We start from the raw sequence: 26,058 nt of genomic DNA, 5'->3' as shown, positions 1-26,058 counted from the left end.
GCAGGCAAGAATTGCTGAAGGTATACGTAGATTCTGGTACGGCCAATAAAATTTTTACGATATGTGCTGAGAAGCGCGAAGCCCCCTACAGTGCTTCAACTCCTGGTGGTAAATTTATTAACTTGCATCAAACCACTTATCCTTTAAATAGATACTATGAGATTCGGAACAAAAGCTATACATGCCGGCGTGGAGCCGGACCCAACCACAGGCGCCATCATGACGCCCATCTACCAGACTTCCACTTACGTGCAGCGCTCGCCGGGCGACCACAAGGGCTACGAGTATTCGCGTACGCACAACCCGACGCGAACGGCCTTGCAAAATGCTTTGGCTGAGTTGGAGAACGGGAAGCATGGCCTTTGTTTCTCTTCAGGTATGGCTGCCATCGATGCCATTATCAAAATGCTGAAGCCGGGCGAAGAAGTAATTTCGACCAACGACCTGTACGGCGGTAGCTACCGTATCTTTACGAAAATATTCGCCAACTACGGCCTTAAGTTCCACTTTACCGACATGAGCGACCTGAGTAGGGTAGAAGCGCTGGTGAATGAGAACACCCGCATGATCTGGGTAGAGACGCCAACCAACCCGCTGCTTAACATCATCGATATCAAAGGCTGCGCCGCCATCGCCAAAAAGCACAACCTGCTGCTAGTGGCTGACAATACCTTTGCTACCCCGTTCCTGCAAACACCGCTCGATATGGGAGCCGACATCGTGATGCACTCGCTCACCAAGTACATGGCCGGTCACTCGGATGTGGTGATGGGTGCTGTGATCGTAAAAGATGACGAGCTGCAAGAGAAGCTGGCCTTTATCCAGAATGCCTGCGGCGGTACACCTGGTCCGCAGGACTGCTTCCTGGTATTGCGTGGCCTTAAGACGTTGCACATCCGGATGGAGCGCCATTGCGAAAACGGCCGTTCCGTAGCCCAGTACCTCAAAAACCACGATAAGGTGGAGAAGGTATACTGGCCGGGCCTGGAAGATCATCCGGGCCACCGGGTAGCCAAAGAACAGATGCGCTCGTACGGCGGCATGGTTTCGTTTATGTTGAAAGGCGACAGGATGGAAGACGCCATCGCCACGCTCGAGCGCTTCAAGTACTTTGCTCTGGCCGAGTCGCTGGGAGGTGTGGAGTCGCTTTGCGGACACCCGGCCTCTATGACACACGCCAGCATCCCGAGTGCCGAGCGTCTGAAAGCTGGCCTGAGCGACTCGCTGATCCGTTTGAGTGTAGGTATAGAAGACATCGAGGACCTTCTGGCTGACCTTGAGCAAGCCATTGGGTAATCTAAATAAAGACTGAAAGGTATAGCCGTTCCGCTCACAAGTGGGGCGGCTATTTTCGTAAAGTATAGCTATAAATGGAAGAGCAACGCATTTTGTTCCGGGAAAAGCAACGGTTCACGCAGTTCTGGCTATGGGCGCTGCTGCTGGGTCTGGCGGCCATTTTGTTGGCAGGTTTTGTGTACCAGGTCCTGCTGGGCGGCACCTTCGGCAACCGGCCCCTGTCGGATGTGCCGCTGAGTATTATGGTGGCCCTGATCAGTTTCGGGCTTCCTTTCTTTTTCTACTGGATAACGCTGACAACGGAGGTAATGCCAGGTATGCTACAGGTGCGCTTCCGCCCTTTCCATCTGAAACCGGTGCGTATACCTTTGCATACCGTGCGCGACATCGAGAAGGTCACTTACAACCCCATTGGTGAATACGGCGGCTGGGGTATACGCTGGGGAACAAAAGGCAAGGCTTACAGCACGTCGGGAAGGGAAGGGGTACTGCTGCGCTTCTACAATCAACAGTCTGTTCTGATCGGCTCACAGCACGCCAAAGAACTGTTTCAGGCCATAGAGCAAGCCAAAGCACTGGGCAAAGGTATAGCGGAGTGAGTCAGCAGGTATAGCACTCAATTAATACCTATAGAAAAGGCCGCTGTCCCATAGGAGCAGCGGCCTTTTTGTTTTATGCAGGTAAAAAGACTACTTCATAGACTGGATGCCTAGGATCTTGTAGATCTCTGTGAAGTCAGGTGTCAGGATGATTTCTGTACGGCGGTTCTTGGCTTTGGCGGCAGGCGTACGACCTGTGTCAATCGGCTGGAAGAAGGCGCGTCCGGCCGGTGTGATGCGGTCGGGCGACAAGCCGCGCTGTGCCATCAGGCGGGTGATCTCAGTGGCGCGCAGCACGCTCAGGTCCCAGTTGTCGGCAATGTCCTTCGTGCCTGGTCGTACCTCCACATCATCGGTGTGGCCTTCTACCATCACGCCCACGCTTTGGTTCTTCTTCAGCACATCTACCAACTGGTCGAGGGCCTGCTTACCGGTATTGTTCACTTTGGTGCTGCCGGTGGCAAACAAAAGCTTGTCAGACATAGACACGTATACCTTGCCGTCTTTGATGTTCACGCTCAGGTCTCCCTGGTTAAAACCGGCCAGCGCAGTATTCACCTCGTTGCGCAGGTCGTCCAGTATTTTTTTCTGGTCGTTCATGGCGCGCTCCAATTCTGTCAGTTTCTGCTCACGCGCACGCAGCGTATTACTTAGCTCTTTTTCCTTTTCGCGGCTGGCGGCCTGTTCGCGTTCCAGAGCCTCTTTACTGGCTTTCAGCTCGTCGTACTTTTTAGAGGAAACGCATGATGACATGAGGGCGCCACATAGAAGTAGTGACAGTGATGCTTTCGTGAAATTAGATTTCATGTGTGTTAGGGTGTTTATTGATCTGGTTGTTTGTAATTGATTTTTACTGGCAACTATGTGACAAAACGAAAAATGAGGCCTGGAAGTATAAATCGATTTAACCTTGCCCCTTGCCAGTCTGAGCTGAAGAGCAAATATTATGCTAAAGCTATGTATTTTATACAGCTTAAGAGATAAATATTTTTGATGTTGTAGTAAGGAATGAGGGAGAATGGGCTGACAAGGTTTTAAAGACCAAAAAGGCAGTCTGGCTTGATTTTTTACTCTTCGTCTTTTCGCACCCACTCAAGTGCCTTCTCGCGGTCGGTTGGTTCAAAGTACTTTACCCTTGCCGTGGTAAAAGGACTTGCCATGACGGTAAACCAGTCCAGCCACCTTTGGTTGCCAACGAGCGCCACTTTCTTAAAATCACCCGCATGGCGGAAGTCAAATTTCAAGTCTTCCCAGAGCGCCTGTAACGAAATCTCCTCAGCTTCCTGCAACTCGGCATACACGCGTATCTTACCGTACTGTTTGATCTTCTCTTCCAGGATCGGTAACATTACTTCATAGTCATGCCGGTCTATGCTGCCCGCCAGGCGAAAAGCAACTAGCTCTTCTCTCGACTCTTCAAGTAACTGTAGCATTGGGATCAGGTTTGTCGTCATAGATACGTAACGTCTATGTCCGCGTTCAAGTATAGCATTCCGTTTCCGCTATACTTATACCTGTTTTTGTACAGTATATGCGCCTATTGTACGACCAGTGTGCTTAGTCTGCGAAGCAGTACATCACGGGTGGTGCTGGTAGTGCCGTCAGCGAACCTTATGCTGTAAGGCGTGCCCGACGAAGACTCAGAAGCCAGTTTCGTCACAAATCCCTCGGCTGTTTTTACTTTAGAGCCGTGCTTTTCCCATTTGGAAGACAAGTGCTCTGCAGCCTTCTCTGGCGCAAATTCACTGTTATTTCGAATGAACGTGGCACCTTCGAGCGTGCGGACGTACTCGATCAATTTCTGAACTTTCTGCTCCTCCGACATAGGGACGGAAGCAACGCTGTATTCCTGAGAGCCCTGTGCGGATGCGGGTTGTGCTGTACTTTGGATTAACAGGATGGCAATCGCCATGATTAGTACTCTGAGCATGGATTTTGTACTCGTTTATTTTTAAAAAAATCTGATCGGCCAGGCAATTTTGCAAACCGATAAGGCACTTAATTTCAAGTCTTAACGTTAGGTTCAGAAGCAAAAGCTATACCTGAATCTGCCACTAAACCGGCTATGCGTATTTTATGAAGAAAATTTATTCACTCTTTGCGATAGCCCTGTTGCTATGCCAGCAGGCCTTTGCCCAGCAGAACATCGAAACAAGACTGGGTTATAGTTACAACGATAAATTTGAATTTTCGGACGAGTGGCAATACCTTTCCACTGATATTTATCTCTTCAACGGCGGTCAGTTCAACCGCGTTCTCAACGAGCTGGAGTCGGGGGTAAAGAAGAAAAGCAAGAAAAAATATGCCTATGAGTTGGAGTATCTGTTCATCACGGCGCAGCTCAAAAACCTGAAGCTCTTCGGCAATGATCAGATCGTGTACCCGCTCTTCAACTTTCACATCAACACCGACAAGAAAGAGTACCACACGCAGGTAAGCGACCACCTGGAAGTGGTACGCATTATCGACAAAATGCCGCTGACTTCTGCCCAGAACAGTATAGACGCAGCGATCAATGCAAAAGCAGTCACAAACCAGGACGGTGATCAGGTGTTCAACCTGGTGGCCAGCCAACTGGTCAACCTTTCGAACCTGACCAATCCATCTGTGGCGGTGATGTCACTGGTAGGGGAGTTTGGCAACCTGCTCAACTCACGTGCCAAGAAGAAAGAGTATAAGTTCAGCTCCACTATCCGATTGTATGAAGGGCAGGATTTTGACACGCGTCTGCACTCGGTAAAGGTTTATGTGTTCGTGCCGGGCAATGTGAAGACCGTTACGTTAAAGCCAGCCAAACTGGCTGACTACCTCAGCAAGAACACGAGCAAGCTGGACCGCAAGCAAATAGAAGACGCCATCGGGTATAAGGAGTACCCTTACATTGTGGTGGCCAACTACAAGTCGCTCTACAAAGTGGACGTACTGACCGGCGATGAAGTGACGATGGACCTGATCGAGAAGCGCAAGCAGAAGATCCAGACGGCCTACGACACGAAGCTGATGAATGACGAGACCTATCGCCAGGAAAAGCTGTACGTGGAGTTCCTGCGCATATTCGCCGAGATGAAGCAGAACCTGAATGCTTACCGACTTAACTACCGCAACAATAGCCCGGAGATCAATGCCAAAAACCTGTTCGGCATCATGCAGGAGTACAAGCGCATGAAGACCGCCTTTGAGGCCCGCGAAAAGGAGTTTGAGAAGAACAGCACTTATAAGAACATCTTCCGCTCAGAATACGAGTCCATACTGGCTAATGCAGACCTATACCTGGATGCCGACCATAACCTGAAAAACGCTAAGGTGCTGGTGAACACACTGCAGGAGCTTGAAAATAACCCGAAAGCATGGGATACACCCGCCAAACGCGAAGCCGCGCTGGCAAAGCTGTCATCGGTGGAGTTGCCCCGTGCAGATTACCTATCTGCCTCAGTGGAGGGGGAGGCCATTGTGCGCCTGACCAAGAGGCTCGAAGACATGCAGTACCGCGAAGTGTTTGAAAAAGAGGTGAAGAAATTGGCGGAGGCACAGGCTTCTGACGAAACGCTCTCTGTGCGCAATGCCTTACAGGACAAGGCCAACACAAGCAACTGCCTGAGCTGCCGCGAAAAGGTGCGTGATGCAGTGAACGAGTATAACAAACGCTACGAGAACTCCAGGTTAAAGGAGGAGACGAAAGAGATGGGCAAGCTACAAAGCGCCGCCGAGCAGCAAGTACTGCGCCACCTGCGCTGGCAGCTGTGCTTCGACAATAACCTGCAGGCTGTGGCCATAGTTAGTTCTGACAATGGCATGGACCAGTACTATGCCAAATTAGGAGAGAGAAGCAACGCCTTTGCCGCTACCATAAAGGAACTTGACACACTTGCCAAAAGCACACCCGAGAACCCGCGCCTGCAACAAGTACAGGCCTATAACAAACAGCTAACGAACCTGATGAAAGAAGTAGAGCAACACTATGCCTTGCTTTGCGAGTTAGATAAGAAACTGTGTGAGTGCCAGTAATCTGCCAATAACATTCCCACAATTTTACGCGTTGGGAGTGTATGGTTGATTATCTGGATTCGCTGTTGGGTATAGGCTCCGATTCGCTCACGTGGTGGCAGATGTCTGTTCGGGCGGTGCTGGTGTTTATTGTTGCCTTAATCATCATGCGGATCGGCAACAAACGCATTTTCGGCAAGCACACTGCCTTTGATATCGTGTTGGGGATCATCTATGGATCAGTCCTTAGTCGAGCCATTACTGGCAACTCTCCCTTCTGGCCTACACTTGCCGCGGCCCTCACACTAGTTCTCCTTCATCGCTTTTTGGCTTTTCTGGCTTACAATACTGGTGGCTTTATTGGTCCGTTTATCAAAGGAAACCCAGTCTGCTTGATAAAGGACGGGAAAATTCAAGAGGGAGAACTAAAAAAGCACAACCTCACGGAGAACGACCTGCAGGAAGCCTTGCGCGTAGGAGGTGTGACCGGTGTAAAAGAGGTGGCCTATGGTTGTTTAGAGCGAAGCGGGGATATCAGTATAGTAAAGAAAGACTCATAAACACGAAAGCCTTTCCAGTCTTGGAAAGGCTTTCGCTTTTAAATAATGTCAGACCAGTGCTTAAGCCATCTGCGCATCCAGCTTTCCAGCCAGTACGTTCTTAGGCACAGCACCAACTTGCTTGTCTACTACCTGTCCGTTTTTGAAAACGAGCAGCGTTGGGATGCTGCGGATACCGAACTTGGCAGAAGTCTGTGGGTTGGCGTCTACGTCCACTTTGCCGATCACGGCTTTGCCTTCGTATTCGCCAGCCAGCTCTTCCACGATAGGGCCTACCATGCGGCACGGACCGCACCACTCTGCCCAAAAGTCTACGAGCACGGGTTTATCTGAATTGATGATCTCATCAAAATTAGCGTCAGTGATTTCTAATGCTTTGTTAGCCATAACTATAACGTTTTGTTGGTTAAATTCTGTGTTTTAAATATAGTAACATTTTATAGCTTGTCAAATTTAAGCCCAAAGTGCTCCAGCCTGACAAGCTGTCCTGTTATCGGGCAAAACCCGTCGCAAATTTAGAACTTATACATACGGATTTACAAGCCGAGGGTATATTTATTTGTATAAACAAATGTTGCTGATAAAAGTTGCATGCGCAAGACAGCGAGAAAAATGAAGCATAAAAAGGACTTGCAACAACTCAATATATTATCTTTAGTTAATATAAGTTATAATGACAATTATTGAATTATAGGTATTTTGATTTTATAAAGCTTTCAACCCGATGATTCGATGAAGACTAGGTGCACTTTAGCTTTGTTTCTGTTCTTGCTTATAACCCGGGGAGTTTGCGCGCAAGATATCGAGGGAGAAGATAGTAAACTACAAAGGCCCAATGCATTTAAGCTTAATATAATACCTCTGTTTATTGGGTCTTTCAATGTTTCTTATGAGCGCCATATCACCCCACATTTTGCAGGGGCATTAACAGCTACCGCTTATCCGAGGCGACTCACTTTGATGAAAGACGATTTTTCTTCTACTTATGCGATCACATCCGATTTTAAATTCTATCCGAAGGGAAAATCTCTTAATGGATTTTATGCAGGGCCCTACATGAAGTACCGCTTACGCATAAACAATGAAAGAGAAGGAGGAAATGGCTTTTGGCTTTTCAGCGAACCCGATCGGGAATACGAGCAATGGGCAGGGTATGGCGCTGGAGCAATAATGGGATACCAGCAAGTGAAGCCTAAAGGTTTTACTATTGATCTGTTCTGGGGAATAGGTTATCATTTTCACCAAAAGCTGATCAGCAAATCAAATTATACGAAGGAAGAGATAGAGTACCACAAACCCTCACCTTATGATCTTCGGCTAGGTATGTCGCTCGGCTATGCCTTTTAAAGCAGAAAGGTATGCCACTTGCGCAGCATACCTTTCTATACCTAAAGAGACAGGTCTACTCAACTCTGAATCTCCCTTGTCTCCAAATTTTCAAATCAATTACAGCAACTTACACTCACCCAGCCCCAGGTCCTTGATCTGACCTAGAAACACTTTTGGATCAACGCGGTACTTGCGGGAGTAAGTGGGCAGCACCAGCTTTTCGTCCGGCACGTGCAGGGTAATTTCCAGTCGCTTCTGTCCCGGACTGGTCGCGATGGCTTCTTCCAGGGCCTCGGCAATATTCGGTGTAAGCAATTGCAGGTTAACGTTCAATTGCACACCCTGCGCCATTTTGTCCATCACGTCGCCTAGGAGCTGGATATTGGTTGGCTTGAGCTCCCACTGGTCTTCGGTGCGGTAGCGCAGCTGCACCTTGCCCCGGATGAACAGGTATAGCCCCTGCCGCAGGTAGGGTTGGAACTTCATGTAGTCTTCGCCAAACAGGGCCATTTGCAGCGTGGTGTCGTAGTCTTCGATGGAGAACAGCGCAAAAGGGTTGCCGTTCTTAGCCGTTCGGATCACCACCTCCGACACCATGCCGGCCACGTTAATGTCTTTGTTCTTGTGGTTGGCAATGTCAGCCAGCGCGGAGGTGCAATAGGAGTCAATCTCCATCTTGAACTGGTCGAGCGGGTGCCCCGAGATGTAGAAACCTACCACATCCTTCTCGCGGCGCAGCATTTCGGCCTGAGTCCATACCTGTACTTCCGGGATCTTCGGTAGCGGCGAAGCCACGGCGGCACTACCCCCGAACAGCGACTGTTGGGCCGCCTGTTGCTCCGCCTGGTAGTTGTTGCCGTAGCGAACCGCCTTCTCCAGCAAACTGATGTTTTCGCCTTCCGGCACTTCCATCAGCTGGGCACGGTGGTAGAGGCCCCACGAGTCAAATGCTCCCGCCAAGGCCATGCTTTCAAAGGTCTTCTTGTTCACGGCACGCAGGTTAATGCGCTTCGCAAAGTCGAAAATATCCTGATAAGGGCCGTTCTTTTCTCTTTCTGAAATAATGGCGTCTACGGCTGCTTCGCCGGTACCTTTGATAGCGGCCAGACCAAATCGGATCTGCCCCTGTTCGTTCACGTTGAACTTCAGCAAGGACTCGTTCACGTCCGGACCCAACACAGCAACACCTTGTTTGCGGGCTTCCTCAATAAAGAACGTCACCTTTTTGATGTCGTTCATGTTGTTTGTCAATACCGCCGCCATGTACTCGGCAGGGTAATGGGCCTTCAGGTAACCCGTCTGGTAAGCCACCACGGAGTAAGCGGCGGAGTGTGAGCGGTTGAAGCCGTACTGGGCGAACTTCTCCATTACGTCGAACACTTCCGAAGCTTTCTTTGCCGGGATCTTGTGCATTTCCATTGCACCGGCAATAAACTTCTCACGCTCCTCGGCCATCTTTTTCATGTCCTTCTTACCCATCGCGCGGCGCAGCAAGTCGGCGCCACCAAGTGAGTAACCGGCCAGAATCTGGGCCGTCTGCATGATCTGCTCCTGGTATACCATAATCCCGTACGAGTAATTCAGGATCGGCTCGAGCAGCTCGTGCGGGTATTCTACTTCCTCTTTGCCGTGCTTACGGTTGATAAAGTTCGGAATGAACTGCATCGGGCCCGGACGGTAGAGGGCGTTCATGGCAATCAAGTCTTCTATGTTGGTCGGCTGCAGGTCCTTGAGGTACATGCGCATGCCTTCCGACTCGAACTGGAACGTACCGATCGTGTCGCCACGCTGATACAGTTCGTAGGTCTTCTCGTCGTCTATCGGAATGTTGTCGATATCAATCTCCACCCCATGGTTCTTCTTGATCAGTTCCATGGCGTCTTTGATGATGGTCAGGGTTTTCAGACCCAAAAAGTCCATCTTCAGCATACCCGCGCTCTCGATTACCTTGCCATCGAACTGTGTCACTAACAGGTCGGAGTCCTTGGAGGTCGAAACAGGAATGTAATTGGTGATGTCGTCAGGCGCGATGATCACGCCCGCCGCGTGTATACCTGTATTGCGCACGGAGCCCTCCAGCTTCTCAGCCAGCTTCAACACGGCAGCACGTGCATCCGTCCCCTCACGTATGGCTGCCAACTCCAGGTTTTCCATAAAGGCTTTCGCCAGTGTCGTGCCCGGAGTTTCAGGGACCATTTTGGCCAACTCGTTGGCCTCGGCCAGTGGCAGGGAAGTAGAACGAGCCACGTCTTTGATCGACGATTTGGCAGCCATGGTACCGAAAGTAATGATCTGGGCTACCTGCGTTTTGCCATACTTGTCCACCACGTAGTCGATCACGCGCTGGCGGTTCACGTCGTCGAAGTCGATGTCAATATCGGGCATGGACACACGCTCCGGATTCAGGAATCGCTCGAAGAGGAGGTTATACTTGATCGGGTCGATGTTCGTGATACCGACACAATAGGCCACCGCTGACCCGGCGGCTGAACCACGACCCGGACCTACGAACACGCCCATGTCGCGACCACGGTTAATGAAGTCCTGCACGATCAAAAAGTAACCCGCAAAGCCCATGGTCTTGATCACGTGCAACTCAAAATCGAGTCGTTCGGTAACCTCAGCGGTAATTTCAGAATAGCGCTTGGCTGCACCCTCGTAGGTGAGGTGGCGCAGGAAATCATCGGCGTCAGCGTGCTGAGGCGGAATCGGGAAGTTCGGCAACAGGATGTCGCGCTTCAGCTTCGGCGGCGTGATCTTGTCTACGATCTCGTTGGTATTGTCCACCGCCTCCGGCACGTCCTTGAACAACTGGTTCATTTCGGCCTGCGTCTTGAAGTAGAACTGGTCGTTGGGGAAACCAAAACGCGTTTTCGGGCCGGCCTCGTCAATGCGCTGCAGCATCTGACGCACGTTCATGTGATTGCTATACTTGCTGCGCACGTTCTCCACGGTGTCGTAGATTACCTTCTGGTCGTCGCTCAGGAAGCGGTAATACTTGGTGGTAAAGTCACCCACCGGGGTGCTCTGGTCCTCTCCGGTGTTCACACAAAGCAGGATGTCGTGCGCGTTCCAGTCCTCCTGGTCCACATAATGCGAGTCGTTGGTGCAGATTACCTTGCAGTTATACTTCTTCGCCCACTTCAGCAGCACCTGGTTGATGTCCTCCTGGCTCTTGCCCGTGCCGTCGATGTTCATCAGGCCGTGGCGCTGTATCTCGATGTAGTAGTCTTCCCCAAAAACATCGAGCCACCACTTAAATATCTCTTCTGCCTCTTCTTCGCTTTTCCAGAGAATCGCCTGCGGTACCTCGGCACCAATGCAGCAGCTGGTCGCGATCAGGCCTTTGCTATACTTGAGCAGCAGTTCCTTGTCAATGCGCGGCCACTTGCTGTATACCCCCTCGATGTAGGAAAGCGAGCAGAGCTTGGCCAAGTTCTGGTAACCCTCCTGGTCCTTGGCTAAGAGCAACTGGTGATGCCGCACGTCCTTCTGTTCCTTGGTAAAGGTTTTCAGGTGACGGTCTTTCACCAGATAAAACTCGCAGCCGACGATCGGCTTCACGTTATACTTATTGGCCTCGTTCACGAAGTTAAAAGCGGCGAACATGTTGCCGTGGTCGGTCATGGCAACGGCGGGCATGCCATCGGCCTGCGCCTTTTTCATGAGCGCGCTGATGCTGGCCTGACCGTCGAGCAGGGAGTACTGGGTATGGGTGTGTAAGTGCGAAAAAACTGGCAAGACTATACAGAATTAGTAATGACGAATGATGAAATAAGAATGACACGCAGGTATAGTTCTTTCTATACTCTCGGTCATTTTCGGGATGTTAAAATTACAGAAAATCGGTCGGCTGCCCAAACTAAAAACAGCCCTGCTGCAAAACAAAACTAAGCTCGTATTGATCCCCTGCGCATTAAGTAATTTACCGACAGGCATTCATAAATAAAGCGTATAATTATAACTCAACAAACACGACTAACCGTAAGATAAAGCCTGTGCCAAACAGGCATAGCGAAGGAACAGCATGACAGAAACAGTTGACTCAGGGAAGATAGGAGGGATGTTCCGGGCTTTGCGCTCGCGCAACTACCGGGTCTTTTTCATGGGGCAGGGCATATCGCTCATCGGTACCTGGATGCAGCAGATCGCCATTAGCTGGCTAATATACCGCCTTACCGATTCGGTATTTCTCCTGGGTGCCGTCACATTCGCCAATCAAATCCCTTCCTTTCTACTTGGTCCCTTCGCCGGGGTGCTGGCCGATAAGTTTAACCGCCACCATGTATTGCTGGTCACGCAGTTCCTGTCGATGCTGCAGGCGGGTACCCTGGCTACACTGGTGCTGACCGGTACGGTACAGGTATGGCATGTGCTGACGCTGATGGTGGTGCTCGGCACAATCAACGCCTTTGATGTAGCGACCCGCCAGGCGTTTGTGGTGCAACTGGTCGACAAGCGGGAAGACATCAGTAACGCCATTGCGCTCAACTCCTCGATGTTCAACATGGCCCGATTGGTGGGGCCTTCGATTGCGGGAATACTGATTGCCTGGGTAGGGGAGGGTGTTTGCATCCTGATCAACGCGGTGAGTTACCTGGCGGTGCTGGCTTCGCTCCTGACATTGCGTCTCAATCCCTTTGTGCGGGAGATACGGCAGGAGAATATGTGGACTTCCCTCAGGCAGGGCTTTTCCTATGCTTTCGGTTTTCCGCCTATCCGGACACTTATCATAATCGTGGGCCTGATCAGCTTATTCGGTATGCCCTTCAGCGTGATGCTGCCCGTGTTCGCCCGCGACATCTTGCACGGTGGGGCCAACACGCTTGGCTACCTGATGGGCGCTTCAGGGCTGGGGGCCTTATCAGGTGCCTTGTTTTTGGCGCAGCGTAAATCGGTGATTGGCCTCGGTAAAGTCATTGTTTTTACGATGACTTTATTTGGAACAGCCCTGATGGCTTTCTCTTTTTCCACGATTCTCTGGCTATCGCTGGTGCTGATGCTGTTTACGGGCTTCGGTATGATCGTGACGATGGCCTCCTGCAACACGCTGCTTCAAACGCTGGTAGACGAGGACAAGCGGGGGCGCGTGATGAGCCTTTACGCCACTGCCTTTATGGGGATGGCACCACTTGGCAGCATGCTGGCCAGTGCTATTGCCGAGCAGGTCGGGGTAGCCTATACCTTGCTGGGTTGTGGTCTGCTTTGCGCTGTCAGTGTTATCCCTTTCGCCTGGAACCTGAAGCGCCTGCGCCTGATGGTGCAGCCCATCTACGAGCGCCTCGGCATTGTACCAGAGATTGCCACCGGTCTTCGCACCGCTACAAAACTGACCGGACCTCCGGGGAAACGATAATGGCAGCTATACCTCAAAACCGAAAGAGCCAGTTATTGCAGCTGGCTCTTTCGGTTTTGAGATCTTTTAAAGAACTACTTCTTTCTGATTGTCAGTTTGTCGCCGGGCTTCACGTTGAAGTCAGATTTGTTGTTCCACTCCATAATGTCCTTGATCGTAACACCATACTTGCGGGAGATCTGGTAGAGGCTCTCACCGGATGCCACCGTGTGCTGGGTGCTGGAACCTGTGAAGGTTTCTGCAGGAGCTTCTTCCAGATCCTCGTTTTTACCCTCCTGATCAGCAGGAGCAGTTACACGCAACTCCTGTCCGATGGAAAGTGCGCTGCTACGCAGGTTGTTCCATGCTTTCAGTTCGTTCACCGTCACGTTATACTTGCGCGACAGCACGTACAGCGATTCACCGGCAGATACGGTGTGGATCTCGGTTTTTTCAGCAGCAACTGGGGGCTCTGTATTTGCCTCAACGTTACGGGCAGACTCCTCAGGTAATGTCTGCGGCTCTGCTATAATCAACTCCTGGCCAATTTTAATCGGCGCGTCACCGAGGTTGTTCCAGGTCGTGATGTCGTTCACGGTCACGGCATACAGCCTCGATATGGCCCACAGCGACTCGCCCTGCTTTACGATGTGGCGGGCAGGTTTGGTAGGCGGAGCAGCATTTTCTTTCGCTATCGGATTGGCTTGGGTAGTTTTAACTGGCTCAGTCTTAGCAGGGGTTGATTTTGCCGGTGCAGCTTTAACAGGAGTAGGCTTGGCTGTCGCACGCTCGGTGGCAACAGCTTCCACTGTTTTCTCCGCTTCGAACACTTCAGCTGTTTCTTCCTCCTCGTTTCCGGAGAAACCCACAAACACATCTTCGCTCAGACCTACTGCCCACTCAGCATTCTCCTCTTCTGTCACTTCAGCTTGCGTCTCCTGAACTACCGTTTTTTGCTCCTCTGTTTCCTGGGCCTTCTTGCCAGGGTATAGCGTGGTATTCTTTGGCTTTTCCGCAGCGGCTGGCGTTGTCGCTTTTTGCTGTGCAACTGGTTCTGTGGCTTTCACCTCCTGCTCTGGCTGCTTCATCACAGGTATAGGCACCGTTTCATTTTTTGTGGTGACGGCCACCTCTGTTGTTGTTTCTTCTTGGGCTATACCTTGTTCAGCTTCTTTGGCAGGCGTAGCGGCGGCAACAGTTTCCTCTTCCTGTTTTTCTGTGGCAGCAGTTTGTGCTTCACTTTGTTCAGGGGCTGTCGGCTGGCCTTTCAGTTTGTTCCAGCTCTTTTTAAAGCGGGTCAGGAAATCCTCTTGCTGGGCAGCAGGCTCTTTAGCTGTTGTCTTAGCCGAAGCCGTAGCAGTTTGTGGGTCTTTTTCCTGGGCCTCTGTAACATTCTGCTTTTCAGCACCCGGTACTGGCTTTAACTCACGTACTTCGATGGCCACCTTGGCGGGACGGCGCTTCTGCAGCCAAAGCACGCGACCCGGTACAGGCACCTCCGCGCGTTTCATACGGTTCTTAAACTGCAGATAGTCCATGCGGATGCCGTATTGCTGGGCAATTTCCTGCATGGTTTCTCCGTGCTGTACCACGTGGTACTCTTTGTCGGCATTCAGTCGTTTTGCTTCAATGTAATAAGCCTCGCCTTCCTCGAACTTGTCGAAGTCGCGCATGTCGTTAAAGCGCAGCAGCTTGCGGGTGGTAATACCGGCTTTGATGGCTAGTTTGTCTTTGGTATCGCCTTTGCCGGCCACGATGGCGTTCAAGTTGTTACGTTTAATAATGCTGCCTGCCGCAGGTATAGTACCCGTCTGGCGGATAGGAGCTGTGCGAACCGGTTCTGTAGATGCCACAATGCCAGGCTCGGTCGTGTGGCGAACCGGAAGCATCACGTAATAATCCTTGTCGGCAGGTATAGTGCCGCCCAGCAACCACTTGTTGTATCTTTCCAGTTCAGACGGATCGGTTTCATAAGCTAGTGCAATGTCAGCGAGGCTTTGGCCGGGGGTGGCACGCAGTTCACGCAGTGAAACCACGGGCGGAGCGCTCTTTCCGATAAAGCTGTCATAGGCTACTTTGTGTGCCAGGAAAGTCAACAGGTATGGATCGGATTTTTCTGTGATGTCCATCTTTTTGCTGCCCTTGTCAGACTCCTTGGTATAGGCCTTGGCGCCCGAGTAGCCATGGTAATACGACAGGAGCGCATTGAACCAATTGTTATAGTAGTTGTTGCTGCGCTTAAAATAACGGGCAGCACCACGACTGGCCTCCACAATATGCCGGCGCTCGTCCACCAAATGGTCCATGCGCAGGTTGAAGTCCAGGGCTGCCTCTTTTTTGAACTGCCAGTAGCCCACCGCATTGGAGGTTGACACGGCATCGCCGCGCAGGCCGCTTTCTTGCAGGGCCAGGTATTTGAAATCGTCCGGAACGCCTTCTTCCTGAAACGTGCGCTCAATCAGCGGAAAATAGGCATCAGCCAACTCTACTTTCATTTGAAAGTACTTGGGACTACGGTGCAGGGCATCCACTTTTTTCTGAATCTCTTCCTGTGCCCGGGGTGAAATGCGCAGGTGGATGTCACCAAAATACAAGTTGTGAGGCACGGTGACAGTTTGTGCCATAGTAATCAATGGCAGGAGCAGGAGGAGCAGGAAAGGTAATGGTCTCTTCATAAAGGTAAACGGGTAAAGTAAGCCAAGCTATCCACAAAACGGCTACAGTATATGTTGAAACAGATGTGGATAACTCATTAAGGTATAGTATGTTCTCTATATAGAGATACACTTGCAAAATTAACGCAATTTACCCCGCATTCTAAAGCTTAGAACGAAGTTATTTTATAGAAATTTTTTAGTGTTGATAAGTAAAGGGGAGCACTTGCGGACTGTTGCGCCAACAACTGCAGAGTAGAGGTTATTCGATGTGGTCTGGTATACCTATACCCCGGCACTTTTTCTATACCTGGCAGCTATACCTACTAGACACAAAAAAAGCGGCACGGGCCGCTTCTCTGTTATTTTTTGCGGGCAACCATTAGCCCGTCCCGCACAGGCAGCAGGATGTTTTCTACCCGCGGATCGTCCTGTAATTTTTTATTGAAATCCAGGAGCGCAGCTGTGTCTTCATCGAGCTTCTTGCGGTACTTGGCCAGCACCTTGCCGCTCCAGAGCACATTGTCGGCAATGATGTAGCCGCCTGAACGTACACGGTCGATTACCAGATCGTAATAGTTGGCATAATTATACTTGTCGGCATCAATGAACACCAGGTCAAAAGTAGCGTCGATGGTAGGAATGATCTCCAGGGCATTGCCGATGTAGTATTTCACACTCTCGCTCAGGCCCGCCTCCTTAATATAACCACGCACCGTGTCTTCCAACTCTTCGTTGATGTCGATGGTGTGCAGTGTGCCGTCCTCCTGCAGTCCCTCCGCCAGGCAAAGGGCCGAATAACCGGTATAGGTGCCCACCTCCAGGATCTGCTTGGGACGGATCATGTGGGAGAACATGGAAAGCAGGCGGCCCTGCAGGTGACCGGACAGCATGCGCGGTCGCATCACATTCAGGTGCGTCTGGCGGTTTATCTTGTGCAGCAGCGCCGACTCCGGCGAGGTATGCTCCTCTGCGTACTGTTGCAGTTCTTCGTCCAGAAATTCCATCTGTTTAATTGTTAAATGGTTGATGGTTAAATTGTTGTTTTCTCAATTAGTGAATTAGTGGCAGTCAGCCTCTGTAGGAGTCGCCTTTTTAACAATGTAACCCTATAGCAATTTAGCCTTTAGTCTTTACTAGGCACATAATTCAGGAAGCTCAGCTTATCTTCACGGAGCACGTCGTTGGCAATATCGATCAGGTCCTGGGCGGTGGTATTTTTGATCTGTTCGAAGATCTCGTTTAGGGTGTCGATATGACCCTGGTCGAGGATGCTCTTGCCCATCATCATCATCAGGCCCATGTTGCTTTCTTCGGCCATGGCCAGCTGACCCATCAGCTGCTCTTTGGCAGTATGCAGCTGCAGCGAACCCAGTTGCTTTTCGCGTAGCTTCTTGAGCTCCTTCAGCACCAGGGAGGTGGTGCGCTTGAGCTGCTTCTTCTCCGTGCCGAAGTAAATAGACAGCAGGCCGGTATCAATGTAGGTAGCGTAGTTAGCGTCGATGGTATACACCAGGCCGTGCTTTTCGCGAACGGCCAGGTTCAGGCGTGAGTTCATACCCGGACCACCAAGCAGGTTCACTAGCATGAAGAAAGGTATGCGGCGGTCATCGTTGAGGGCGTAAGCCGGGCAGCCAATCACGCAGTGCGCCTGTGAGATCGGTTTCTCGAACGTCACCGTCTTCGGTATGTATTTCTCGAAAGCGACGCGCTGTCGTGGTTTGCTGATGGTCGGAATGTCAGCCAAATACTTTTCGGCCAGCTTTACCACCTTTTCGAAAGGCAGGTTACTCACCGAGCAAAACACCAGGGCCTCAGTACTCAGGTTGTCTTTAATAAAACGCTGAAAGTCGTCCTTCTTGAAACCAGACACGCTTTCTTTGGTACCCAAAATGTTGTTGCCAAGTGGGTGAGAGTCGAACACCACATTGTCAAACTCATCCACGATCGCCTCTTCCGGGGTGTCCAGGTACATGGCCATTTCCTCGAGTATCACGCCTCGCTCTTTCTCGATTTCCTTTTCAGGGAAGATGGAGTGGAAGGTAATGTCGGTGAGGAGCTCGAAAGACTTATCGAAGTGTTTGTCGAGCACGGAGCTGTAAAAGCAGAGCTTCTCTTTGGTGGTATAGGCGTTCAGTTCGCCGCCCACCGACTCCAGTCTGTTGAGGATGTGGAAAGACTTGCGCTTGGCCGTGCCTTTGAAGGCCATGTGCTCCCAGAAATGGGCCAACCCTAACTGGTCAGGCTGCTCATCGCGGCTGCCCAGGTCCAGGATAAAGCCGCTGTGCGCTATTTTGGTATGTAGTACTTGTTTGTGAACGATTCGAATACCGTTCGGCAATGTATGAATATGATAATCAAGCATTCAGTTCGCAATTAGCCTGCAAAGATAGGCAAAATTACCAAAATAGGCTGCTTGCCCGCCGAATGTTAGCGGTCGAGGCTGCGGCCGCCGACGTTGATCACGAAGCCCAGCGAAAATACAGAATAGCCTGCGGTGAGCGCCTTGCGGTTGCGCAGACCAAAGTTACTGCCGCTCGTGTACTGCAGCTGCACCGATGGCGTGAGCGTCATGCGGGTATAGAAGATCGGCTCCAGGAAAATGTTGTCCTCTTTGGGTTGCTCTACTGCATTGAGCAGGTGCTTGTTCATATTGACGTAGCTTACACGCAGGGCCGTACCGTAGTTGAGCGGGAACTCGTTTCCGAACAGGCGCAGCGACTTTTTCTTTTTGGAGCTGAAATTCACCTGCGTGAAATATTTGCTGAAACCTGCCTCACGACGGGTATAGGTCATCACGCCTTCTTTCTCTTCTTTCTCGGTGCGGTCGCTGCTGCCACCGCCAAAGCCACCGTATATCTCCAGCACCCGATTCTGGTTCGAACCAAACGTGGTGAAATAGCCAGCCCCGGCCTCTATCAGGTTATGGCGGAAGTCCCGCTTCTTGCGCTCCTGGTTCAGCATGGAGCCGTTCAGCATCACCCCGATGTTATCGGTAACGGCATAGGCCGTGTTGAACGTGATATTGCCTTTCGGTGTGATGTGTCCGCCGGCGCTCAGTTCGCCTTTTTCAGTGAACATGGGTACGTTAGGCACATTGGGCATGTAGGTAGACACACAACCTGTGGTCAGGAAGAGGAGGGCAGCTGCAAAGAGTTTAGTGGGATGTAATAGTGATTTCATACGGGGAAGCGTGGCTAAAAGAACTGCTAAACTAACTTTCCTGTCGCTAAGAAGAAAAATATTTTTGCTCTTTTCCGTGAAAGGCCGGGCTAACTTATACCTGCAGCTTCTAAACTTTCAAGTCTAGCCGCATTGGCGTAGCTTTGCGGCAGCTTATACCTGATGAAAAAGATCCTGATCATACAGACCGCCTTTCTGGGCGATGTGGTGCTGGCAACGGGGCTGGTGGAAAAACTGCATGCCCATTATCCGGAGGCGCAGCTCGACTTCCTGGTTCGCAAAGGCAACGAGTCGCTGCTGAAAGGGCACCCGCTGCTGCGGCAGGTCCTGATCTGGAACAAGCAGGAAGGCAAGTACAAAAGCCTGATGCGTCTGCTCCGGCAGATCCGGCAGGAGCACTACGACCTGGTAGTGAACCTGCAGCGCTTCGGGGCCACAGGTATACTCACCGCACTTTCTGGTGCCCGGGAGACAATAGGCTTCGACAAAAATCCTTTCTCCCGCTTCTTTACCCGCCGCTACACGCACGACATTGACTCCAGTACGCACGAGGTCGAGCGCAACCACCTGCTTATCGCCAGCATCACCGACGGACAAGCGGCCAAGCCCAGGCTATACCCTTCTCCGGAAGACTTTAACAGAGTGCAGCCGCTAAAGCAGGAATCCTTTATTTGCATGGCACCTACCTCGGTCTGGTTTACCAAGCAGTACCCGCTGGAGCAGTGGGTGGAGCTGCTCGATCAGCTGGACAACAGGTATACCGTATACCTGCTCGGGGCACCGGCCGACAAAGCCCACTGCGAGGAGATCATCAGCAAAACCAGAAACCGGCGGGTGGAAAACCTGTGCGGACAGCTTAACCTGCTGCAGTCGGCGGCCCTGATGCGCGATGCCGTCCTCAACTACGTGAACGACTCCGGCCCCATGCACTTGGCCTCTGCTTTGGATGCACCTACCTGTGCCATCTTCTGCTCCACGGTGCCGCGCTTTGGCTTCGGACCGCTGGCCAATTTCTCAGCCGTTGTCGAGAAAAAAGAGCCACTTTACTGTCGTCCTTGTGGTCTGCATGGCTATAAGTCCTGCCCGGAAGGACATTTTAAATGTGCAAAAGATATAGGAACAGTACAGTTGCTGGAAGTGCTCGCTAACCGCACAGCCTGAGCAGGTTATAGTAGTGACCAGAGTGTGGGAGTAAAAGGTATAAGACAAGTTAGAGGCAGCTGCAATATTAGGTTTTTTCTATAAAGGTATTTGCAGTTGATATAAAAGTACTACCTTTGCAGTGCAAGTTCAGTCGGGCCTCAGAACCTGACGAACTACTGCACCTAGCTACTATACCTACAAAACTATGAAATACCAGCCCATCGACAGGGAGCTGTTCTGCTATAACAGGCGCAATTTTGTGCGGCAGCTCAAGCCTTCCTCTCTTGCTGTTTTTCATTCTAATGATGTAATGCCGACCAATGCGGATGGCACCATGGCGTTCCGTCAAAACAGCGACCTCTTCTATCTTTCGGGAGTAGACCAGGAGGAAAGCATCCTATTGCTTTTCCCGGACGCACGCGACGAGCGCATGAAGGAAGTGCTGTTTGTGCGTGAGTCGAACGAGCACATCCTGATATGGGAAGGGTATAAGCTTACCAAAGAGCAGGCCCGCGAAACGTCAGGTATAGCCTCTGTGCTATGGCTGAAAGACTTTAAGCAGGTTTTCAACAGCCTGATGGCCGAGGCCGAGCACGTATACCTGAACACCAACGAGCACCTGCGTGCCGTGGTAGAGGTAGAGACACGCGATGCCCGCTTCATTAAATGGTGCCAGGAGGTATACCCGCTGCACCGTTACGAGCGCAGCGCCCCCATCATGCACCACCTGCGTGCCATCAAATCCGAAACCGAAATAGACCTTCTTCGTAAAGCGTGCGATATCACCGAACTGGGCTTTCGCAGACTACTGCAGTTTATCAAGCCCGGGGTGATGGAGTACGAAGTGGAGGCAGAGCTTTATCACGAGTTTATACGCAACCGCTCACGCGGCCCGGCTTACAGCCCCATCATCGCGTCGGGCGAGAATGCCTGCATCCTGCACTACACCGACAATAGCCGGGAGTGTAAGGACGGCGACCTTTTGCTGCTGGACGTTGGGGCAGAGTACGCCAACTATGCCGCTGATATGACGCGCACCGTGCCGGTGAACGGTAAGTTTACCAAGCGCCAGCGCGAGGTATACGATGCGGTACTGCGTGTGATGCAAGCGGCCACCCAAATGCTGGTGCCCGGCAACTCGCTTGATCAGTACCACGCGTTTGTGGGGACGGTGATGGAGAATGAACTGATCGGACTCGGCTTGCTTAATGCAGGTGATGTGCGCAACCAGGACCCGGCTAACCCGCTATACAAGAAATATTTTATGCACGGCACCTCGCACCACTTAGGGCTCGATGTGCATGATGTGGGCAGCAAGTACCGCTCTTTTGAAGAGGGAATGGTGTTTACCTGCGAACCAGGTATCTATATCCGGGAAGAAGGTATAGGTGTGCGATTGGAGAATGATATTCTGATTACACGAAACGGGCCGGTGGACCTGATGAAGAATATTCCGATGGAGGCAGATGACATTGAAAGGCTGATGCAAAAGCGCTAAGAGCGTGCATAGCAAGGGTTTACATATAACTACTTGCAGCCTTTTTTATTGTATTTACGTTAAAAAACAGATGCTTTGCATTTATTGATGTTGAGCACACAACCCTCGACCTGAAAAAAGGTTGAATTAGAGTGATACACGGTTGCAAATAACAGGTAAAGTAGTGCAACCAACGTATAGGAGTAGATTTAAGATTTAAGCTGTCAAGGACATTTTTTAGACATTAACAAAATGCTTTTGCTTATGGATAAAAACTACAACAATGCAACAACTACCCGCCTGACGTATCGAAATATACGTTCCGTCTGTTTTTTTATAGAAATATAAAAAAACTTACCTGAAAATATGTACGTATTGTCATATCAAAATATACTTTTTAAAATTATGCGAAAAACTCTAACGAAACTATTTACAACTGCTTTTGCTTTTGTATTCCTACTGTCTGCCAATACAGAGGTACAAGCGCAAAACGCTGACCAACGGACAAACCTCCAGCTATATGGAAGTGCGCTCCAATATAAAGGTGATTTAGGAAACAACTGGTGGAAAAGTAAAATGGGCTGGGGAGGCGGCGTATCGCTGAACCAATACCTGAGCCCGTCTTTCGACGCTGGTCTGCACCTGAGCTACGGTAACACTGAATTCAGCAGATTCGGATACTCCATGAATACCAAACTGGGTATGGCCATGGTTGGACTGAGACTGAAAATGTATGGCAACATCCTGAAAGAAGATGCTTTCATCGGTCCATACCTGTCGGTAGGTGGTGGTGCTCACTTCGTAAGACCAGAAGGTACTTCGCCAACTGGCAACTATGAAGATAACTTCATTGCCGGAGCTGGTTTTGGTGGTGCTGGTCTTCGTTTCAGATTCTCTGAAAACGTGAGCCTATTCCTGGAAACAAGAGCACACTTCACTAGCAACGACAAGTATGACAACATCGAGTCGAACATCAACGACCGCTTCTTGCAGCACAACATCGGCCTTGGCATTAACCTGGGCAAAGCGAAAGATACTGACGCTGACGGTGTTCCGGATAGAAGAGACAAGTGCCCTGACACTCCAACTGGCGTACAGGTTGACAAAGACGGTTGCCCAATCGATACTGACGGCGACGGTGTTCCGGATTACCAGGATGAGTGCCCTACTGAGGCTGGCGTAGCTAACCTGGGTGGTTGCCCTGACCGCGACGGTGACGGTGTAGCTGACAAAGATGACCAGTGCCCAGACGAGCCAGGTACTGCTGCCACACAAGGTTGCCCAGACAGCGACGGTGACGGTGTTCCAGACAAAGACGATAAGTGCCCTGACACGCCATCTGGTGTTCAAGTAGGTGCCGATGGTTGCCCAGTTGACTCTGACGGTGACGGTGTTCCGGATAACGAAGACCTTTGCCCTAACTCTGCAGGTACTGCCGAAACTAAAGGCTGCCCTGAGCTGGACGATCGTACTAAGAAACTGATCGAAGAGAAAGTTAAGTTCGAATTTGACCAGGCTCGCGTACAAGACGGTTACCGCCAGCTGCTTGACAGCATCGTGGTAGCGCTTGAGAAATACCCTGACCACGTACTGTTGATCAAAGGTCACGCTGACCACATCGGTTCAGAAGAGTACAACCAGGCACTGTCTGAGCAAAGAGCACAAGCTGTGAAGGATTACCTGATCCAGCGTGGTGTACAAAACCCAGACCGTTTGGTAACAAGAGGTTACGGTGAAACTCAGCCACTTGTACAGGTTAATACAAGACTCTCTAAAGCCAGAACTGCTGCTGCCCGTGCTCAGAACCGACGTGTCGGATTCGAGATGAACACGCCAGACATGCAACTGAATCTGGAGTAACATAAATAGCCGTTAAGGTTAAACGTTAAAAAGGCCCTGCAGAGCAATCTGCGGGGCCTTTTTGTGTTAGTGGGGAGCTGTAGTGTGGATTAAGGATTTTCAGAGTCGGATGGAAGTGAAAAAAACTCGCAGCGTCTTGCAGATTAGTGAGAGTATAAGTGGGCTACAGAGGTATAGCTTGTCTGAATCAGGATTTTCAGGATTTAAGGATTGACAGGATTCTCGAGCACGATTGTCATCCCCCTGCCCCCTTCGAAGGGGGACTTTCTGTAACTGCCAATTTACAGGTATAGTATTGTAGAACAGCAGTCCTTTTGTTGTACCGGATCCAACCACCCCTAACCCCTCCTTGTATAAGGCGGGGAATCTGTAACTGCCAATTTACAGGTATAGCATTGTAGCTGCTTACTATTTGTGCACGATTAACACACCTCTACCCCTCTCTTATAGAGGACCCCTACCCCCAGAGGGGAATCTCCGCCATTACCTCCCAAGGTATAAGTTCTAAATGCTTTAGGAAGACCACCGGCAGGTGTAGCAAGACTAACTCGCACGTCCACTACGAAGCAGATAACTATGACAGGTGCCCCAGTGACGATTTTGTGTTGGGGGTGAAGGGGTCCTCCTGTCAAGAGCGGTCAGCGAGTGGGGGTAGGGGCCCTCGGTTTTCATCAGGGAAAAAAGTAAGACCCGCCCGGCCAGGGCAAGCTATAGAACAAAACAGTTTGCTATACCTACAGCAGCAGCTACGCCAGGTATAGGCATACCAGACAAAGAGGCCAGAGGCCCCACCATAGCCGTCACGAGCGTGGACGCTTGCGCCATACCTGCTATACCTGCACTAACGGTAACTACAAGATAAAGAAAGCTCCGCCGGCAAGTCGACAAAATAGCCAAGCGGTTGCGAACGCCGCTATACCTATACAGCTTTCTTCAAAAATGATAAAGTGAGTTTTACTGCTTCGAAGCCAGCAGGTATAGCACTGCCATACGGATGGCCACGCCGTTCTCTACCTGGTTGAGGATGATGGAATGATGGGAATCCGCAGCATCGGAGCTGAGCTCTACACCACGGTTGATCGGGCCAGGGTGCATGAGCACGATTTCCTTATCGAGGCTGTCGAGCATCTTCTTGTCGATGCCATAATAGAGCGTATACTCGCGCAGAGATGGGAAATACTTCATTTGCTGGCGCTCGAGCTGTATACGCAGCACATTTGCTACATCGCACCAGGCAAGGGCTTTGCGGACATCAAATTCCACTTTTACACCCAGCTCTTTGATATACTTGGGTAGCAGCGTGACAGGGCCGCATACCATAACTTCGGCACCGAGTTTCTGCAGGGCAAAGATGTTGGAAAGGGCTACGCGCGAGTGCAGGATATCACCGATAATGACTACTTTCTTGCCTGCTACTTCGCCCAGCTTCTCCCGAATGGAAAAGGAGTCGAGTAGGGCCTGGGTGGGGTGCTCGTGGGTGCCGTCGCCGGCGTTTACGATGTTGGCGTCGATGTGGCGGCTCAGAAAGTGTGGAGCTCCCGGGCTGGAGTGGCGCATCACGATCATGTCCACTTTCATGGCCAGGATGTTGTTTACTGTATCAAGCAGGGTTTCGCCTTTCTTCACGGAGCTGCCGCTGGACGAGAAATTGATCACATCGGCGGAAAGCCTTTTTTCGGCTAGCTCGAAGGAAAGGCGTGTGCGGGTAGAGTTCTCGAAGAAGACGTTGGCAATGGTAATATCACGCATCGAGGGCACTTTCTTGATGGGCCGGTTCAGAACATCTTTAAAGTTATCAGCGGTCTCGAAAATGAGTTGAATGTCTTCTGCTGTAATGTCTTTGATGCCGAGTAGATGCCGGACGCTGAGCTCTTGCATGGGTGCTTTATTCTTCGTTTTTGGTCACTAACCAGATATTGTCTTCTTGTATTTCGGACCCTTGCCACTCCACCAGCACCCGCTGCGATTGCAGGGAGTTAACGCGCCGGCCTACGTAGGTTGGCTCAATAGGCAGGTGGCGGCTGTAGAGGCGGTCGATGAGCACCAGTAGCTCCACATTGGCCGGGCGTCCGAAAGAGATCATGGCATCCATCGCGGCCCTTACCGAGCGACCGGTATAGAGCACGTCATCCGCCAGGATCACCTTTTTGCCTTCGATCAGGAAGTCGATGTGCGTGGCGTTGGCGGCCAGCGGCGTTTCCCTTCTTCTGAAATCGTCGCGGTGGAACGTGGTATCGAGGTAGCCGGTTGGAACGGTAGTGCCGAGTATAGCTTTCAGGGTGCTTTGGATGCGTTGTGCCACCTGGCGTCCGCGGGGCTGCAGACCAATGATCACAGAATCAGAAAAGTCGCCATGATTCTCGATGAGTTGGTGACAAAGGCGCATCACCATAATCTCGAGCAACTGGTGGTTTACGATGAGTCTTTTCTGCATAGCCTGGGGGTCTTGGTTGCAAATATAGGATGTTCAGTTGAATTGTAGGATAGCTAAATGGCTAAATTGTTGGATGGTTGAATTGTTGAATTGCTTATTGACAATTGTTAATTGCTGATTGATATCAGGAAGAGTGAATCAGATTAGAATCGACAATTCTGATAAAAACTCAACAAGCACCCATAAATCATTTGAAAATTGAGC

General features: G+C 50.9%; 20 protein-coding genes. 9 read left to right on the top strand and 11 right to left on the bottom strand.

The genetic code is table 11. The annotated features are described in order from the left end of the window. Window positions 1-156 precede the first annotated feature (156 nt). A complete protein-coding gene (locus C8E01_RS08905; protein ID WP_116543006.1) occupies window positions 157-1,296 on the top strand; it encodes a cystathionine gamma-synthase in 1,140 nt (379 codons plus the stop codon). A 74-nt stretch (window positions 1,297-1,370) separates the two neighbouring features. Further along, on the top strand, window positions 1,371-1,895 hold the full coding sequence (locus tag C8E01_RS08900; RefSeq protein ID WP_116543005.1) for a DUF6141 family protein: 525 nt from the start codon (window positions 1,371-1,373) through the stop codon (window positions 1,893-1,895). 90 nt (window positions 1,896-1,985) lie between these two features. Here the strand turns inward: C8E01_RS08900 and C8E01_RS08895 are convergent, their stop codons facing one another. The 3 genes from C8E01_RS08895 to C8E01_RS08885 all read right to left on the bottom strand — a co-directional run bounded on the left by C8E01_RS08895 (window position 1,986) and on the right by C8E01_RS08885 (window position 3,825). Next, a complete protein-coding gene (locus C8E01_RS08895) occupies window positions 1,986-2,702 on the bottom strand; it encodes an OmpA family protein (protein ID WP_116543004.1) in 717 nt (238 codons plus the stop codon). A 260-nt stretch (window positions 2,703-2,962) separates the two neighbouring features. Continuing rightward, on the bottom strand, window positions 2,963-3,328 hold the full coding sequence (locus C8E01_RS08890; protein ID WP_116543003.1) for a SpoIIAA family protein: 366 nt from the start codon (window positions 3,326-3,328) through the stop codon (window positions 2,963-2,965). Between the two features lie 104 nt (window positions 3,329-3,432). Continuing rightward, entirely contained in the window at window positions 3,433-3,825 is a 393-nt protein-coding gene (locus tag C8E01_RS08885) for a DUF5329 family protein (protein WP_243409491.1), read from the bottom strand. Between the two features lie 146 nt (window positions 3,826-3,971). Here C8E01_RS08885 and C8E01_RS08880 point away from each other — a divergent pair, with 146 nt between their 5' ends. Both C8E01_RS08880 and C8E01_RS08875 read left to right on the top strand, forming a co-directional pair. After that, complete coding sequence (locus C8E01_RS08880; RefSeq protein ID WP_116543002.1) at window positions 3,972-5,900, top strand: hypothetical protein; 1,929 nt, start codon at window positions 3,972-3,974, stop codon at window positions 5,898-5,900. A gap of 41 nt (window positions 5,901-5,941) precedes the next feature. Then, window positions 5,942-6,439, top strand: a complete 498-nt coding sequence (locus C8E01_RS08875; RefSeq protein ID WP_243409490.1) for a DUF421 domain-containing protein — start codon at window positions 5,942-5,944, stop codon at window positions 6,437-6,439. Between the two features lie 60 nt (window positions 6,440-6,499). On the opposite strand, the gene trxA is transcribed toward C8E01_RS08875, so the two are convergent. Further along, on the bottom strand, window positions 6,500-6,826 hold the full coding sequence (gene trxA / locus C8E01_RS08870) for a thioredoxin (protein WP_076669473.1): 327 nt from the start codon (window positions 6,824-6,826) through the stop codon (window positions 6,500-6,502). 369 nt (window positions 6,827-7,195) lie between these two features. Between trxA and C8E01_RS08865 the strand changes: the two genes are divergently transcribed. Further along, on the top strand, window positions 7,196-7,786 hold the full coding sequence (locus C8E01_RS08865; protein WP_165820601.1) for a DUF3575 domain-containing protein: 591 nt from the start codon (window positions 7,196-7,198) through the stop codon (window positions 7,784-7,786). Window positions 7,787-7,885: 99 nt separating this feature from the next. On the opposite strand, the gene dnaE is transcribed toward C8E01_RS08865, so the two are convergent. Continuing rightward, the gene (gene dnaE / locus C8E01_RS08860) at window positions 7,886-11,509 is read right to left on the bottom strand and encodes a DNA polymerase III subunit alpha (RefSeq protein ID WP_116543000.1); all 3,624 of its coding nucleotides are present in this window, start codon (window positions 11,507-11,509) and stop codon (window positions 7,886-7,888) included. A gap of 286 nt (window positions 11,510-11,795) precedes the next feature. Here dnaE and C8E01_RS08855 point away from each other — a divergent pair, with 286 nt between their 5' ends. Then, window positions 11,796-13,124, top strand: a complete 1,329-nt coding sequence (locus tag C8E01_RS08855) for an MFS transporter (RefSeq protein ID WP_116542999.1) — start codon at window positions 11,796-11,798, stop codon at window positions 13,122-13,124. A 74-nt stretch (window positions 13,125-13,198) separates the two neighbouring features. Here the strand turns inward: C8E01_RS08855 and C8E01_RS08850 are convergent, their stop codons facing one another. The 4 genes from C8E01_RS08850 to C8E01_RS08835 form a co-directional block, all read right to left on the bottom strand. After that, window positions 13,199-15,778, bottom strand: coding sequence for a LysM peptidoglycan-binding domain-containing protein (locus C8E01_RS08850; protein ID WP_116542998.1), 2,580 nt, complete (start codon window positions 15,776-15,778; stop codon window positions 13,199-13,201). A gap of 341 nt (window positions 15,779-16,119) precedes the next feature. Beyond that, window positions 16,120-16,764: an O-methyltransferase gene (locus tag C8E01_RS08845; protein ID WP_116542997.1), complete on the bottom strand. Its 645-nt coding sequence runs from the start codon at window positions 16,762-16,764 to the stop codon at window positions 16,120-16,122. A gap of 119 nt (window positions 16,765-16,883) precedes the next feature. Further along, window positions 16,884-18,122: a M16 family metallopeptidase gene (locus C8E01_RS08840; protein WP_116542996.1), complete on the bottom strand. Its 1,239-nt coding sequence runs from the start codon at window positions 18,120-18,122 to the stop codon at window positions 16,884-16,886. A 65-nt stretch (window positions 18,123-18,187) separates the two neighbouring features. Then, window positions 18,188-18,940: a hypothetical protein gene (locus C8E01_RS08835; RefSeq protein ID WP_116542995.1), complete on the bottom strand. Its 753-nt coding sequence runs from the start codon at window positions 18,938-18,940 to the stop codon at window positions 18,188-18,190. A 162-nt stretch (window positions 18,941-19,102) separates the two neighbouring features. Here C8E01_RS08835 and C8E01_RS08830 point away from each other — a divergent pair, with 162 nt between their 5' ends. The 3 genes from C8E01_RS08830 to C8E01_RS08820 all read left to right on the top strand — a co-directional run bounded on the left by C8E01_RS08830 (window position 19,103) and on the right by C8E01_RS08820 (window position 23,420). Continuing rightward, window positions 19,103-20,101, top strand: coding sequence for a glycosyltransferase family 9 protein (locus C8E01_RS08830; RefSeq protein WP_116542994.1), 999 nt, complete (start codon window positions 19,103-19,105; stop codon window positions 20,099-20,101). 187 nt (window positions 20,102-20,288) lie between these two features. After that, entirely contained in the window at window positions 20,289-21,581 is a 1,293-nt protein-coding gene (locus tag C8E01_RS08825; protein WP_116542993.1) for an aminopeptidase P N-terminal domain-containing protein, read from the top strand. A gap of 384 nt (window positions 21,582-21,965) precedes the next feature. After that, window positions 21,966-23,420: an OmpA family protein gene (locus C8E01_RS08820; protein ID WP_165820600.1), complete on the top strand. Its 1,455-nt coding sequence runs from the start codon at window positions 21,966-21,968 to the stop codon at window positions 23,418-23,420. 954 nt (window positions 23,421-24,374) lie between these two features. Here C8E01_RS08820 and C8E01_RS08815 read toward each other — a convergent pair. Both C8E01_RS08815 and pyrR read right to left on the bottom strand, forming a co-directional pair. Then, window positions 24,375-25,298: an aspartate carbamoyltransferase catalytic subunit gene (locus C8E01_RS08815; RefSeq protein WP_116542991.1), complete on the bottom strand. Its 924-nt coding sequence runs from the start codon at window positions 25,296-25,298 to the stop codon at window positions 24,375-24,377. Window positions 25,299-25,305: 7 nt separating this feature from the next. Beyond that, a complete protein-coding gene (gene pyrR, locus C8E01_RS08810) occupies window positions 25,306-25,854 on the bottom strand; it encodes a bifunctional pyr operon transcriptional regulator/uracil phosphoribosyltransferase PyrR (protein ID WP_116542990.1) in 549 nt (182 codons plus the stop codon). Window positions 25,855-26,058 lie beyond the last annotated feature (204 nt).

The sequence above is a fragment of the Pontibacter virosus genome (assembly GCF_003096355.1).
GTDB classification, from domain to species: Bacteria; Bacteroidota; Bacteroidia; order Cytophagales; family Hymenobacteraceae; genus Pontibacter; species Pontibacter virosus.
The sequence above is the reverse complement of the archived record's forward strand: the minus strand, read 5'-3'. Positions and strand labels throughout refer to the sequence as shown.